Here is a 13,308-nt window from a genome sequence, read left to right on the forward strand (position 1 = left end):
GTTAGAAAGAGGAGGCCCCTCGGAATGAGAGTCTCGAAGCGGGCGAGCGGCGCGCTCGCGGTGGGCGCGGCGTTCGCGCTCATCGCGTCCGGCTGCTCCAGCGGGAACAGCGGCGACGGCGGCGACGCCGGCGCCAGCTCGGACGGCGCGATCGTCGTCGACGGCGGCCAGCCGGAGAACCCCCTGGTTCCGGCGAACACCACCGAGACCCAGGGTGGCAAGGTCATCGACTGGATGTTCACCGGTCTGGTCGAGTACCCGAACAACGGTGGCGCTCCGCAGAACGCGCTGGCCGAGTCGATCGACACGACCGACTCCAAGGTCTTCAAGATCAAGATCAAGCAGAACACCAAGTTCCACGACGGCACCACCGTCAAGGCCGAGAACTTCGTCAAGGCCTGGAACTGGGCTGCGTACGGCCCGAACGGCGCGCAGAACGCCAGCTTCTTCTCGGACATCCAGGGCTTCGGCGACACCTACACCGAGGACCCGGACGGCCCGGACGGCCCGCAGAAGGCCCCGGAGCCCAAGGCCAAGGAGATGTCCGGCCTGAAGGTCATCGACGACTGGAACTTCGAGGTCACGCTCTCCGCGCCGACCGCCGTGTTCCCGACCAAGCTCGGCTACAGCGCCTTCATGCCGCTCCCGGACGTCTTCTTCACCCAGAAGCCCGAGGAGTTCGGTAAGAAGCCGGTCGGTAACGGCCCGGTCAAGTTCGTCTCGTGGCAGGACAACGTCGAGATCAAGCTCACCCGCTTCGACGACTACAACCTGCGCGACAAGATGAAGATCAAGGACGTCACCGTCAAGCTGTACCAGGACGACACGGCGGCCTACAGCGACCTGGTCTCCGGCAACCTGGACTTCCAGCAGCAGGTCCCGGTCTCCTCGCTGGCCGGTGACAAGTGGAAGAGCGACCTGGGCGACCGGGCGATCTCGTCGACCACCCCGTCGACCGGCATCATCGCCTTCCCGATCTACGACCCGAAGTTCAAGAACCCGAAGCTCCGGGCCGCGATCTCGCACGCCATCGACCGGCAGCAGATCACCGACAAGATCTTCTTCGGTAACCGCAAGCCGGCCGACAGCTGGGCCAACCCGCTGACCCCGGGCGCCGAGCCGGGCAACTGCACCGCCTGCAAGTTCGACGTGACCCTGGCGAAGCAGCTGCTCCAGGAGGCCGGTGGCTTCACCGGTAAGCTGACCCTGTCGTACAACGCGGACGCCAGCCACAAGGAGTGGATGGAGGCCGTCGCCCAGCAGATCAAGACCAACCTGGGCATCGACGCCGTCGCCGTCGGCGTGCCGACCTTCGCGGTCTTCCGGGCCAACATCAACGCCTACAAGATGACCGGCGCCTACCGGGCCGGCTGGCAGCAGGACTACCCGGACGTGGAGAACTGGATCAACCCGCTCTACGTGACCGGTGGCTCCTCGAACGACGGCAAGTACAGCAACACGCAGGTGGACGCCCTCGCCAAGGAGGCCTCGTCGGCCCCCAGCCTCGAGGACGCGCACAAGAAGTTCGCTGAGGCCGTCAAGCTCATCGACCAGGACGTCCCGGCCATGCCGATCTACTTCGGTGGCCAGCAGTCCGGCCACTCCGAGAAGATCAAGAAGATGGAGCTGACCAACGTCGGCGAGATCGACATCACCTCGGTCGAGCTCTGATCCGAACGGTCTGACCCCGGGTCGGGCTCGCCTACCGGTGAGCCCGACCCGGGGCCGTTCCGCGAGGGGGTGTACAACAAACCCCTCGCACGTTTGTCACCACCGTGTCGGCCGTCCGACGCGCCCCCTGTCTGGAGGACCACCCCATGGGCCGTTATCTCTTGAGACGGCTGCTGCAACTCGTGCCGGTGTTCATCGGCACGACGTTCCTGATCTACTGGCTCGTCTGGTCGGTGCCCGGCGACCCGTTCGCCGGCAAGTGCGGCGACCGCGGTTGCCCGGACAACTTCCGGGCGATGATGACCGAGAAGTACCACCTCGACCAGCCGATCTGGGTGCAGTACGCCAGCTACATGAAGAACCTTTTCCAGGGTGACTTCGGCACCACGTTCAGTGGTCGCCAGATCAGCGACATCATCCTGACGTCGTACCCGAACACCCTGAAGCTGGCGGTGGTGGCGCTCACCATCGAGGCCGTCATCGGCCTCAGCGCGGGCGTGCTGACCGGTCTCCGGCGCAACGGCTTCCTGGACAACCTGGTCCTGATCTCCACCCTCTTCCTGATCGCGCTGCCGGTCTTCGTCATCGGCTTCGTGCTCCAGTGGCTGTTCGGCGTCAAGTGGGGGATCGTCCACCCGACGGTCTCCAACGAGATGCGGATCTCCGAGTTGATCCTGCCCGGCTTCGTGCTGGGTAGCGCCTCGATGGCATACATCGCCCGGGTGGCGCGGACCAGCATCGCCGAGAACCGGCGGGCCGACTACGTCCGCACCGCCATCGCCAAGGGCCTGCCCATGCGGCGGGTGGTGGGCGTGCACCTGCTGCGCAACTCGCTGATCCCGGTCGTCACCCTGCTCGGCACCGACCTCGGTGCCCTGATGGGCGGCGCCATCGTCACCGAGGGCATCTTCAGCATCAACGGCATCGGCCGCCAGGTTCTCCGGTCGATCGTCACGAAGGAGAGCGCTACCGTTGTCTCCATCGTGGTGGTCCTGGTGATGGTCTATCTCCTGATGAACCTGCTGGTGGACCTGCTCTACGCCGCCCTGGACCCGAGGATTCGCTATGAGTGACCCGAGTACCGCGTCGATCGTCTCGACGCCGCCCGCGACCATGCCGTCCGAGGCGCCCGTCACCGGCCTGCCGGAGAGCGCCCAGAAGCAGCAGAAGCCGCGCAGCCTGCTCGGCGACGCCTGGCGCGACCTGCGCCGCAAGCCGCTGTTCTGGATCTCGGCGGCGTTCATCGTGCTCTTCGTGCTGATGGCGGCCTTCCCCTGGGTCTTCACCTCGGGTGACCCCGTCAACGGCTCGCTGGACCGCAGCCGGGTGGAGCCGTCCGGGTCCGCCTGGTTCGGCTACGACGTGCAGGGCCGGGACGTGTTCGCCCGGACCATCTACGGTGCCCGTGCCTCGATCATGGTGGCCCTGCTGTCCACCATCGGCACCCTGCTGATCGGCGGCACGATGGGCATCATCGCCGGCTACCGCGGTGGCTGGGTGGACGCCCTGCTGTCCCGGGCCGCGGACATCTTCTTCGGCCTGCCGTTCGTGCTCGGCTCGATCGTCATCCTGACCACCTTCAACGGTTCGGGCACGGACAACGGCGAGTGGACGATCATGGGGCTGGTGATCATGTCGCTGACCGTGCTGAGCTGGCCGGTGGTGATGCGGCTGATGCGCTCCTCGGTGCTGGCCACCAAGGAGGCCGACTACATTGTCGCCGCCCGGGCCCTGGGCGCCGGTACGGGTCGGATCATCCTCAAGCACCTGCTGCCGAACTGCCTGGCCCCGCTGCTGGTCTACGGCACGATCATGGTCGGCTCGTTCATCGGCGCCGAGGCCACCCTGTCCTTCCTGGGCATCGGCCTGAAGACCCCCGTCGTGTCCTGGGGCATCATGATCAGCGAGGCGCAGAACTACATCCGGGTCTCGCCGTACCTGCTGTTCTTCCCCGCCGCGTTCCTCGTCACCGCCGTGCTGAGCTTCGTCATGCTCGGCGAGGCGGTCCGCGAGGCCCTCGACCCGAAGCTCCGATAGGGGAACTGAGTTGTCCGACATTCTCGTGTCCGAGCAGTCCGCGCCGGGCGCCGACGGATCCGGTCGCCCCTCGGGCCGGCTGCTGGAGGTCGACGGCCTCCGGGTCGAGTTCCGCACCCGGGACGGCGTCGCCAAGGTCATCAACGGGGTGACGTACCACGTCGACGCGGGGGAGACCCTCGCCGTGCTCGGCGAGTCCGGCTCCGGCAAGAGCGTCACCGCGCAGACCATCATGGGCATCCTCGACACCCCGCCCGGCTTCGTCACCGGCGGCCAGATCCGCTTCCACGGCAAGGACATGCTCAAGATGTCCGCCGAGCAGCGGCGAAGGATCCGTGGTGAAGGCATTGCGATGATCTTCCAGGACTCGCTCTCCGCCCTCAACCCGGTTTTCACCGTCGGTTTCCAGATCGCCGAGCAGTTCCGCATCCGCCGTGGCATGAGCCGCGCGGACGCCAAGAAGCGGTCGATCGAGATGCTCGACCAGGTCAAGATCCCGAACGCCAAGGGTCGGTACAGCAACTACCCGCACCAGTTCTCCGGCGGCATGCGGCAGCGCGCGATGATCGCGATGTCGCTGGCGCTCGACCCGGAGGTGCTGATCGCGGACGAGCCGACCACCGCGCTGGACGTGACCGTGCAGGCCCAGATCATGGACCTGCTCGGCGAGCTCCAGCGGGAGCGGCAGATGGGCATGATCCTGATCACCCACGACCTCGGCGTGGTCGCCGACGTCGCGGACCGGATCGCGGTCATGTACGCCGGCCGGATCGTCGAGGAAGCCGATGTGTACGACCTGTACGCCAAGCCGGCGCACCCGTACACGCTCGGCCTGCTCAACTCGATCCCGCGGATGGACGAGAAGGGCCAGGAGCTCCGGACGATCAAGGGCCTGCCGCCGAACCTGATGAACATCCCGCCGGGCTGCCCGTTCAACCCGCGCTGCCCCATGGCGCAGCCGGTGTGCCGGGAGCAGCTGCCTCCGCTGCTGCAGATCGGCAGCGGCCGGGCCAGCGCCTGCCACTTCGCCGAGGAGCTCGTGAGCCGTGACTGAGAACATCATCGAGGTCCGTGACCTGGTCAAGCACTACCCCGTGACCCGGGGCATCGTGTTCAAGAAGACCATCGGGCACGTCAAGGCGGTCGACGGCGTCTCCTTCGGGCTCAAGGCCGGCGAGACGCTCGGCGTGGTGGGCGAATCCGGCTGCGGCAAGTCGACGCTGGCCCGGGTCCTGATGAACCTGGAGAAGCCGACCGCCGGTCAGGTGCTCTACAAGGGGCAGGACATCTCCAAGCTCCGGGGGGCGGCGCTGCGGCGCCTGCGCCGGCAGATCCAGCTGGTCATGCAGGACCCGTACACCTCGCTGAACCCGCGGATGACGGTCGGTGACCTGATCGGCGAGCCGTTCGAGATCCACCCGGAGGTGGCCCCGAAGGGGTCCCGCCGGAGCAAGGTCAAGGAGCTGCTCGACCTGGTCGGCCTGAACCCGGAGCACATCAACCGCTACCCGCACCAGTTCTCCGGTGGTCAGCGGCAGCGCATCGGCATCGCCCGGGCGCTCGCCCTGCGGCCCGAGATCATCGTCTGTGACGAGCCGGTGTCCGCCCTGGACGTGTCGATCCAGGCCCAGGTGATGAACCTGCTGGAGAAGCTCCAGGCGGAGTTCGGCCTGTCGTACGTCTTCATCGCCCACGACCTGTCGGTCGTGCGCCACCTCTCCGACCGGGTCGCCGTGATGTACCTGGGCAAGATGGTGGAGGTCGGCACCGAGGACGAGATCTACGAGCGGCCGACGCACCCGTACACCCAGGCGCTGCTGTCGGCGGTGCCGGTGCCGGACCCGACCCTGCGGGACAACAAGGCGATCATCCGGCTCACCGGTGACGTCCCCTCCCCGGTGAGCCCGCCCTCGGGCTGCCGGTTCCGCACCCGGTGCTGGAAGGCGCAGGACATCTGCGCCCAGGAGGTGCCGCTGCTGCAGATCCGGCGCTCCTCGGACCACCCGAGCGCCTGCCACTTCGCGGAGCGGCGCGAGATCGTGCCGACCCACGAGGCGGCCTGATCGAAACGGACCGCCTGCCGGCGTCAGCGTGACGCCGGCAGGCGGTTCGCCTTATCCGGGGGGTGCACGGTCACCCGGCCGATCGTTCCGGGTGGCCCGGCCGCCGTCAGGACGCTCAATCCGAGCGGCTGGTCCGGTGTGGTCCGCGCGTGGATGTCGCGGACACCGACCGGAGCGTCCCGATCGGCTTCACCAGGGCGACGATGTCCTCTGCCGCCGTGATCAGGATGCCGAGGATCAACCCGCCGGTGCCGGCCAGCAGCGCGTACGGGACCTCGGCTGTGCCTTCGCTCAGCGCACCGATCAGCCCGAGCACGGCCGCGAGGATCAGCACCAGGTTCCGTATCACGTGCGGCATGCCCAGCGGGACCCTGGAGGCGCCAAAGCATCGGCAGGGGGCGCGGTTGCCGCGCGAAACGGCCAGTCCGATCACGACGGTGAAGGCCAGGAGCAGGCCGGCCGCCACCGCGAATCCGGCCGCACCGACGGCCCGCACCGGAACGAGCAGCAGCAGGGCGACGGTCGTCTCCGTCGTCACCGCGGCAACCGCCACCGGCCGCACCAGCGAGGCAGGCACCTGCCTCAGCTGGTGCAGTGACTGAACGAAGCTGAGCCAGGCGGTCTTCCCGGAGGCCTTGTTGAACGCCGCCACGACGAAGACCGCCGCGAGGAGTAGCCGGCACGTCACCTCCAGATACCGCACGGAGGGAATCTATCCGTTCGGCCCCAACGCAACAACCTGCTACCGGTGCCGGATTCGCCGGCTGCCTCGCGGTGCGATCCGCCGAAGCCATCGCCCGCCGACGACGCTCAGCTGGCCACCGTTACCGCCGGCGACGAAGGTGCGCGGTTCAACCTGGCCCGGACTTCCGCGGCCCGGGCATGGCCCAGCGCGGTCAGGATGGCCAACGCCTGGGTCCAGTAGGCGCGACCGGCATGCGGGTCACCGGCCGCGCGGCAGGTGTCACCCAGCCGCGTCAGCGACATCGCCTCCTCGAACCGGTCAGCCGTCTCCTGGAACCGCGAGACCGCCCGCTGGAAGCAGCGTGCCGCGGACCCGTACCGGCCCAAGCCGTAGCTGGCGTATCCGATGCTGTCCCAGACGTGCCCCTCCCCCCGCCGGTCGCCGAGGCGCTGGTACAGCCGCAACGACCGGGTGCAGTACGTCAGCGCGCGCCCGTGGTCGCCGAGCAGCGCGTGGCACCAGCCGACCGCGTTCAACGCCTTGGCCTCGCCCGGCTGGTAGCCGACGACCTCGTAGAGACCGAGCGCCTGCTGCAGGTGGGCGAGCGCCTCCCGGTGACGACCCTGCCGCTCACAGCAGTCAGCCAGGCTCATCATCGTCGTGGCCAGGCCGGCATCGTCTCCCAGCGCCTCGTAGCGGACCAGCGCCTCGCCCAGCTCACGACGGGCATCCTCGGGCCGGCCCAGGCGCAGGTATGCCCGGCCCAGGCCACGATGCGTGCGGGCCCGCACCGACGAGTCCCCCAGCCGTTCGGCCGCGGCCAGCGCGGCTCGCTGGACGTGTTCCTGCTGGGTCCAGTAGGCCCGACGGTCGAGAAAGGCGGTCAGGTGCCACGCCAGATCGCACACCGCCTGGTCGAAGCCGGCCTCGACCGCTTGGTCGATGAGCGCGAACAGCGCCCGGTACTCCATTGTGAACCAGGCGAGCGCGGCCTCGACGTCGGCCGGCGGTTCGCTGTCGCCGGAGTGCCCGGTGGCGTCCCGCACAGGCGTGCGGCCCGGGTCGACCGGGGGCCCGGGCGGCACCGGGCCGCCGGGAAACCGGTTCGGCGTGATCAGCTGGTCGGCGAGCGCCGCCGACCGCACGTAGTGGTCGAGGACCCGGCGCAACGCGGCCCGTCGCGCCTCCTCCGGGTCGACCGTGCGGGCGAGTTCCGCCGCGTACGCCCGGAGCAGGTCGTGGCAGCCGAACCGGCCGGGCCGGTGCTCCATGACGAGGTGGGCCCGGGCGAGCTGGGTCAGCAGCGGACGGACCTGACCCTCCGCGGAGCCAGCCAGGGCGGCGGCGGCCGAGACGGAGATGTCCGGCCCCGGATGCAGACCGAACAGCCGGAACAACGCCGCCGCGTCGGCGCTGAGCAGGCGGTACGACCAGGAGAAGACCGTTCGCACGTCGAACGCCGCATCCTCGTCGGAGAACACCGTCAAGGCGTCGGACCCCTCCCGCAGCTCCCTGCTCAGCGCGGCGAGGGGAAGCTGGGGGTTGGTGCTGGCGCGGGCGGCGACGATGGCCAGCGCCAGCGGCAGCCGCGCACAGGCGGCGACGAGATGATCGACCGCCGCGGGCGCGGCGGCGACCCGGTCCGAGTCGATCCGGCTGGCCAGCAGTTGCCGTGCCTCTGCGCCGGTCATCAGCTCCAGGGTGAGCGAGTGGGCGCCAGCGGCGACCAGCCCGGGCAGATGATTGCGGCTCGTGACGACGACCAGACAGCCGGCCGAGCCGGGCAGCAGCGGACGGATCTGGTCGGCGCGGCGAGCGTTGTCGAGCAGAATCAGCACCCGCCGTCCGGCGAGCAGACTTCGGTAGAGGCCGACCTGCGTGGTCAGGTCCACCGGGATGAGTTGCGGGGCGACTCCGAGTGCCACCAGAAAGGCCCGCAGCACCTCGTCGGTCGGGGCGGGTCCGACGTTTGCGTCGAAGCCCCTGAGATCGGCGTGGAGTTGCCCGTCGGGGAACCCCTCGGCCACCCGGTGTGCCCAGTGCACCGCCAAGGTGGTCTTACCGACGCCCGCCGTTCCGGTTATCGCGGCCACGACCGGCCGACCGCGCACCGGGGCCGTCGCCAGTTCGTCGAGCCAGTGCAACTGCTCGGTCCGCCCGGTGAAGGCCACAATGTCGGGGGGCAGCTGGGCCGGCATCACCGGCGGCGGGGCCGACGCCGGTGGATCGACCGTGATCGCGGGGAATTCGGCCGGCGGTGCCGCAACGCTGGCGCGTCGCTCTGGTTCGAGCAGCTCCTCGTAGGCGGCGGTGAGCAGGGTCCCCGGATCGACACCCAGCTCGGTTGCCAGCCGTCTGCGCGTTTCGTCGAAGACGGCGAACGCCTCTGCCCGCCTGCCCACGGCTGTGTAGCACCGCATGAGGTGTGCCTGGGTCTGCTCATCGAGCGGCCGGCTCCGGGCCTCTTCCCGGACCAGGGCCAGGACCTCATCGGCGCGACTCTCGCGGATCGCGACGTCGACGCGCCAGGAGAGCACCAGTTGCGCCTCTGCGATCAGCGTCATGATCCGGGAATTCTCGGCGAGCATGGGCAGGTCGGCCAGCGGCGGTTGCCACAGCCGTAACGCCTCTCCGGTCAACTCCCAGACCCGCGGATGGTCGTTGAGCCGCCGGGCCGTGCGCGACTCCGCAACCAGGCGCCGGAATCGGGCCAGGTCGACGGTGAGATGGTCCACGTCCAGGCGGTACGCGGTCCCCGCCGACGGCAGCAACCGGCTCGCCGTTCGCGCCGGTCGGTTCGGCTCCAGGACCCGGCGCAGGTGCTTCACATGCGTCTGCAGGACGTTGGTGGCGCGCCTCGGCGGCTCCACCGGCCACAGCGCGTCCACCAGCTCGTCTCGGCCGACCGGCTGGCCCGCGGCCAGCGCGAGCAGGGCCAGCACCGCTCGCCGTTGCGGTGGACCCGCCGAAAGTTCGACCGCACCTCGCCACAGGCGGATCGGGCCCAACAGCTGTAATCGCACCCCGGTCGATCCGTCGTCTTCCACTGTGTCCCCCGTTCGCGGTGGGGCCCGCTCGACGCCGGCCCCCTGTCTGTCAGGCCGTCCATTCTGCATCCAGTCGACGACCAATCGAAAGATTCATACTCGTGATCACGCGGGGATGAAGGAGGTGAATCAGATGTTGCGAGCGATCAATGCCATGGGCGACAGGCTGCTGGGTCTCGTCGCCCCCCGGGCCACCGCCTCGGCGGATGACTGCGGGGCGTACTACCAGTACCGCTGCTACAACGGCTACTACCAGAAGCGCAAGTGCTGCAATGTGGGCGGCGGTTGTTACCGCTGGGAGACGCTGTACTACGGCTGCTGATTCCCTGGGCTCGACGGCCGGCCGGGTTGCCGGCCGTCGAGCCGCGTCATCCGATCCTGTCACGCATGGAGGAGAGAGACAGTGCCCTACCTTGTCACCGGCGTCGTCCTGGCCTCCGCGTTGGGCATCCTCAACCTGTTGCTCAGCCTCGCGGTGATCCGACGTCTACGGGAACACACCGAGCTGCTGGCCGCGGCCGGCGACGAGCCAGGCATCATCGCGGCCGGGCAGGTGCCCGGCGAGTTCACGGCCACCGATCTCGACGGCGGGCGGCTACGGCGGGTGGACCTTACCGGTGAGGTGTTGGTCGGCTTCTTTTCGACGAACTGCCCGGCGTGCACGGAGGCGCTGCCCCGGTTCGTGACGTGGGCCGCCGCGTTCCCGGGCGGGCGCAGGCAGGTGCTCGCCGTGGTGAGCAGTGACGAGCCGACCGGCGGCGGGTTGTCCGCAACGCTGACCGGCGTGGCCCGGGTGATCGTCGAGGAGCCCGACGGTGCACTCGCCACGGCCTTCCGGGCCACCGCCTCTCCCGGCTGGTGCATCCTGGATGCGACCGGCGCCGTCCGGGACAGCGGTACCGGGGTGCGGCGGCTGCCCGCTCCCGTAGCGGCGTGACCCGGGACGTGGCCGGCAGCCGGGTGGACGTTCGGCTGGCCGGCGCGGCAGCCGGTCTCGCCTACCGGTCCGCGCCGGTGACGGCCGTGACGCAGGCCCTGCTCGCTGTCGCCGCCGGGCTCACCCCGGTCGCTGTCGGTCTCCTGACGAAGGTCGTCGTGGACCGGCTCGCCGGGCCGGACGGCGGGTCGGTGGCGACGGTGATCGGGGCGGCCGTCGGTCTCGCCGTCGCCGGGGTCGCCGTGGCCACCCTGCCGCACCTGCTGCGGCACGTGGAGGCCGAGTGGCGGAGGGCCACTGCGGTCCGGGCGCAGGCCGCCCTGTACGCCGCGGTGAACCGGCTGCCCGGGTTGAGCCGGCTGGAGAATCCGGGCTTCCGTGACCACCTCAACCTTGCCGACGAGGCGGGGCGGAACAGCCCGATCGCGGTCGTCGGCGGCGGTCTGGACCTGCTGCGCAGTGTGCTCACCATCGTTGGTTTCGCGAGCACGCTTGCGCTGCTCAATCCATGGATGGTCGGCCTACTCGCGTTGGCCGCCATCCCGACCGCGCAGGCCGAACTGCGGCTGTCCCGGCAACGGGCGGAGCTGATGTGGCGGCTCAGTCCCGTGGAACGGCGCCAGTTCTTCTATGCGGAGCTGTTGATCGGCCTGGCGGCGGCGAAGGAGATACGGCTGTTCAACCTGGGAGACCTGTTCGGCCAGCGGATGCTCAAGGAACTGCGCGTGCTCAACGCGGCCAACCGGCGGATGGACCGCAGGGAACTCGTTGTCCAGGTGGTGCTGGCCGTCGCCGGTGCCGTGGCCGCCGGCGCCGGTCTGGTCTGGGCCATCCAGGCCGCCCGCGCCGGTCGGCTGAGCATCGGCGACGTAACGATCTTCGTTGCCGCCGTGGCCGGGGTGCAGGGGGCGGTGGCGACGGGGATCGGCCGCTTCGCCAGCGCCCACCAGGCCCTGCTGCAGTTCGCCCACTACCGAGAGGTCTTGACCGCCACACCGGATCTGGTCCTGCCCACCGAGCCCAGGCCGGTATCGCCGCTGCGGCAGGGCATCGAGCTGCGCGACGTGTGGTTCCGGTACGGCGAGGGGCAGCCCTGGGTGCTGCGCGGCGTCGACCTGACCATTCCACGGGGACAGACCGTGGCGCTCGTCGGGCTCAACGGCGCCGGTAAGAGCACCCTGGTGAAGTTGCTGGCCCGGTTCTACGACCCGAGCCAGGGGAGCGTGCACTGGGACGGCGTGGACTTCCGCGACCTGTCCGTCAGCGAGCTGCGTGACCGGATCGGGGCGACCTTCCAGGACTTCATGTCCTATGACCTGTCAGCTGCGGAGAACATCGGCGTCGGGGACGTCGCGGCCCTCGATGACCGCGAACGGATCGTCGCCGCGGCCCAGCGGGCCGGCGCGCACGATGCCGTGACAGCGCTGCCGCACGGGTACGAGACCCAGTTGACCCGGCTCTTCACCGATCCCGCCGACCGCGACGACGTGGGCAGCGGAGTCCTGCTCTCCGGCGGGCAGTGGCAGCGCCTCGCGCTCGCCCGATCCTTCCTGCGCGCCGACCGCGATCTGTTGATCCTCGACGAACCCAGCGCCGGCCTGGACGCGGAGGCGGAGGCGGAGCTGCACCAACGGCTGCGCGGACTGCGCGAGGGGCGGACGACCCTGCTGATCTCGCACCGTCTGGGCACCGTCCGCGACGCCGACCATATCGTCGTGCTCCGCGACGGAGTGGTGGCCGAACAGGGCAGCCATGCCGAGTTGCTGGCGGCGCAGGGCGCGTACGCCCGGCTGTTCAACCTCCAGGCTGCCGGCTACCAACCGGTAGCGGGCTGACCGGCAGGGAGGCGGCCGATGGTCTACGCCCTGATCGCCGGGTCCGTCGGACTGACGCTGGGTGTCCTCTTGATCCGGTTACGGCGTGGGTGGGTGCTGGTCACGGTGGAGGGCCGGTCCATGGTGCCGGCGCTGGCGCCGGGGGACCACGTCCTGGTCCGGCGCATCCCGCCGACGAGCATCCAGGTCGGGCAGATGGTCGTCGTCGAGAAGCCGGTCGACGGGGCGTGGCCTACGCCGCCGCTGGCCGGGGGTGCCTCGCCCTCGACCGACCGGAGCTGGATCGTGAAACGCGCGGTCGCCGGACCGGGCGATCCGGTGCCGGCCGATGTCATCGCCGCGGTCGGCGGCGGCCCCGGGGCCGACGACGGGCCGGCGGCGGGCGACGTACCGCAGGTTCCGTCCGGGTACTTCGTGCTGCTGGGCGACAACCGCGACGCCAGCTTCGACTCCCGGATCTTCGGGTTCGTCCCCGCCGCCCGAATCCTCGGACCGGTACGCCGCGTCGTGCCCCGGTAGGTGACGCCCCTGGCACACCTGGCCAGCGGGGATGCGGACCCTCCCGCGGCAATCGACGGCCGGCATGCCAGGACTCACAAAGGGCCCCGGCCGGCACGGAGCAGCAGCAGCGCCACCTGGGTGCCGTCCGCGCCGAGCGCCTGGCGGAACCGCTCCAGGATCTCCCGCTCCCGGGAGAGCACCAGCCGGGTGCCGCCGGAGGCCATCCGGGTGGCGCCGACCTCCTGGGACAGCGCGGCCCGCTCCTGCCAGAGCGCGATGATGGTGCGGTCGATCTCGTCGATCCGCTCCCGGATGGCCACGATCCGCTCGGCGGCCGCCGAGTCGTCGGTGCCGGTGCGGGACGCCGCGGCCCCGGTCGGGTCCGTGCCGTCGGCCCGCTCGCCGGGCGCCAGGCTGCCGCTGGACTCCACCACGTCAGTCATCATCGTCGTACCCTTCGGGGTCTCGGGCCCGGTGCCCGGATCCCGGGACGAAAAAGCCCCGGGCTCCAGGAGCCCGGGGCTTTCGTAGG

12 protein-coding genes are annotated in these 13,308 nt (G+C 69.9%); 9 read left to right on the forward strand and 3 right to left on the reverse strand.

Going from position 1 to position 13,308, the window contains the following annotated elements:
• The first annotated feature begins 24 nt into the window (after window positions 1-24).
• The 5 genes from Q2K19_RS15300 to Q2K19_RS15320 all read left to right on the forward strand — a co-directional run bounded on the left by Q2K19_RS15300 (window position 25) and on the right by Q2K19_RS15320 (window position 5,771).
• Window positions 25-1,671, forward strand: coding sequence for a peptide ABC transporter substrate-binding protein (locus Q2K19_RS15300; RefSeq protein WP_302771660.1), 1,647 nt, complete (start codon window positions 25-27; stop codon window positions 1,669-1,671).
• A gap of 146 nt (window positions 1,672-1,817) precedes the next feature.
• Window positions 1,818-2,744, forward strand: coding sequence for an ABC transporter permease (locus tag Q2K19_RS15305; RefSeq protein WP_302771662.1), 927 nt, complete (start codon window positions 1,818-1,820; stop codon window positions 2,742-2,744).
• On the forward strand, window positions 2,737-3,708 hold the full coding sequence (locus Q2K19_RS15310; RefSeq protein ID WP_302771663.1) for an ABC transporter permease: 972 nt from the start codon (window positions 2,737-2,739) through the stop codon (window positions 3,706-3,708). The genes Q2K19_RS15305 and Q2K19_RS15310 overlap by 8 nt, the downstream gene beginning before the upstream one ends.
• A gap of 25 nt (window positions 3,709-3,733) precedes the next feature.
• Entirely contained in the window at window positions 3,734-4,762 is a 1,029-nt protein-coding gene (locus Q2K19_RS15315) for an ABC transporter ATP-binding protein (RefSeq protein ID WP_302772508.1), read from the forward strand.
• Window positions 4,755-5,771 carry an ABC transporter ATP-binding protein gene (locus tag Q2K19_RS15320; RefSeq protein ID WP_302771665.1) on the forward strand — a complete coding sequence of 339 codons (1,017 nt, stop codon included), beginning with the start codon at window positions 4,755-4,757 and terminating at the stop codon, window positions 5,769-5,771. The genes Q2K19_RS15315 and Q2K19_RS15320 overlap by 8 nt, the downstream gene beginning before the upstream one ends.
• A 115-nt stretch (window positions 5,772-5,886) precedes the next feature.
• Here the strand turns inward: Q2K19_RS15320 and Q2K19_RS15325 are convergent, their stop codons facing one another.
• The gene (locus Q2K19_RS15325; protein ID WP_302771666.1) at window positions 5,887-6,474 is read right to left on the reverse strand and encodes a MauE/DoxX family redox-associated membrane protein; all 588 of its coding nucleotides are present in this window, start codon (window positions 6,472-6,474) and stop codon (window positions 5,887-5,889) included.
• A 107-nt stretch (window positions 6,475-6,581) separates the two neighbouring features.
• The gene (locus Q2K19_RS15330) at window positions 6,582-9,503 is read right to left on the reverse strand and encodes an AfsR/SARP family transcriptional regulator (RefSeq protein ID WP_302771668.1); all 2,922 of its coding nucleotides are present in this window, start codon (window positions 9,501-9,503) and stop codon (window positions 6,582-6,584) included.
• Between the two features lie 154 nt (window positions 9,504-9,657).
• Between Q2K19_RS15330 and Q2K19_RS15335 the strand changes: the two genes are divergently transcribed.
• From Q2K19_RS15335 to Q2K19_RS15350, 4 genes are all read left to right on the forward strand, one after another.
• A complete protein-coding gene (locus tag Q2K19_RS15335; protein ID WP_302771670.1) occupies window positions 9,658-9,825 on the forward strand; it encodes a hypothetical protein in 168 nt (55 codons plus the stop codon).
• Between the two features lie 81 nt (window positions 9,826-9,906).
• Window positions 9,907-10,440, forward strand: a complete 534-nt coding sequence (locus Q2K19_RS15340) for a TlpA disulfide reductase family protein (RefSeq protein ID WP_302771672.1) — start codon at window positions 9,907-9,909, stop codon at window positions 10,438-10,440.
• Window positions 10,437-12,275, forward strand: a complete 1,839-nt coding sequence (locus Q2K19_RS15345) for an ABC transporter ATP-binding protein (RefSeq protein WP_302771674.1) — start codon at window positions 10,437-10,439, stop codon at window positions 12,273-12,275. The genes Q2K19_RS15340 and Q2K19_RS15345 overlap by 4 nt, the downstream gene beginning before the upstream one ends.
• An 18-nt stretch (window positions 12,276-12,293) precedes the next feature.
• The gene (locus tag Q2K19_RS15350; protein ID WP_302771676.1) at window positions 12,294-12,794 is read left to right on the forward strand and encodes a S26 family signal peptidase; all 501 of its coding nucleotides are present in this window, start codon (window positions 12,294-12,296) and stop codon (window positions 12,792-12,794) included.
• Between the two features lie 74 nt (window positions 12,795-12,868).
• On the opposite strand, the gene Q2K19_RS15355 is transcribed toward Q2K19_RS15350, so the two are convergent.
• Window positions 12,869-13,222 (reverse strand): chorismate mutase, encoded by a 354-nt coding sequence (locus Q2K19_RS15355; protein WP_302771678.1) that lies wholly within the window; start codon window positions 13,220-13,222, stop codon window positions 12,869-12,871.
• Window positions 13,223-13,308: the final 86 nt, after the last annotated feature.

It is taken from the genome of Micromonospora sp. NBRC 110009, from assembly GCF_030518795.1.
GTDB lineage: Bacteria > Actinomycetota > Actinomycetes > Mycobacteriales > Micromonosporaceae > Micromonospora.

What these genes read in the sequence shown, in the direction of transcription:
- Q2K19_RS15310 (WP_302771663.1), top strand. Translation starts at nt 2,737, where the DNA reads ATGAGTGACCCGAGTACCGCGTCGATCGTCTCGACGCCGCCCGCGACC.
- Q2K19_RS15350 (WP_302771676.1), top strand. Translation starts at nt 12,294, where the DNA reads ATGGTCTACGCCCTGATCGCCGGGTCCGTCGGACTGACGCTGGGTGTC.
- Q2K19_RS15355 (WP_302771678.1), bottom strand. Translation starts at nt 13,222, where the DNA reads ATGATGACTGACGTGGTGGAGTCCAGCGGCAGCCTGGCGCCCGGCGAG.
- Q2K19_RS15300 (WP_302771660.1), top strand. Translation starts at nt 25, where the DNA reads ATGAGAGTCTCGAAGCGGGCGAGCGGCGCGCTCGCGGTGGGCGCGGCG.
- Q2K19_RS15305 (WP_302771662.1), top strand. Translation starts at nt 1,818, where the DNA reads ATGGGCCGTTATCTCTTGAGACGGCTGCTGCAACTCGTGCCGGTGTTC.
- Q2K19_RS15335 (WP_302771670.1), top strand. Translation starts at nt 9,658, where the DNA reads ATGGGCGACAGGCTGCTGGGTCTCGTCGCCCCCCGGGCCACCGCCTCG.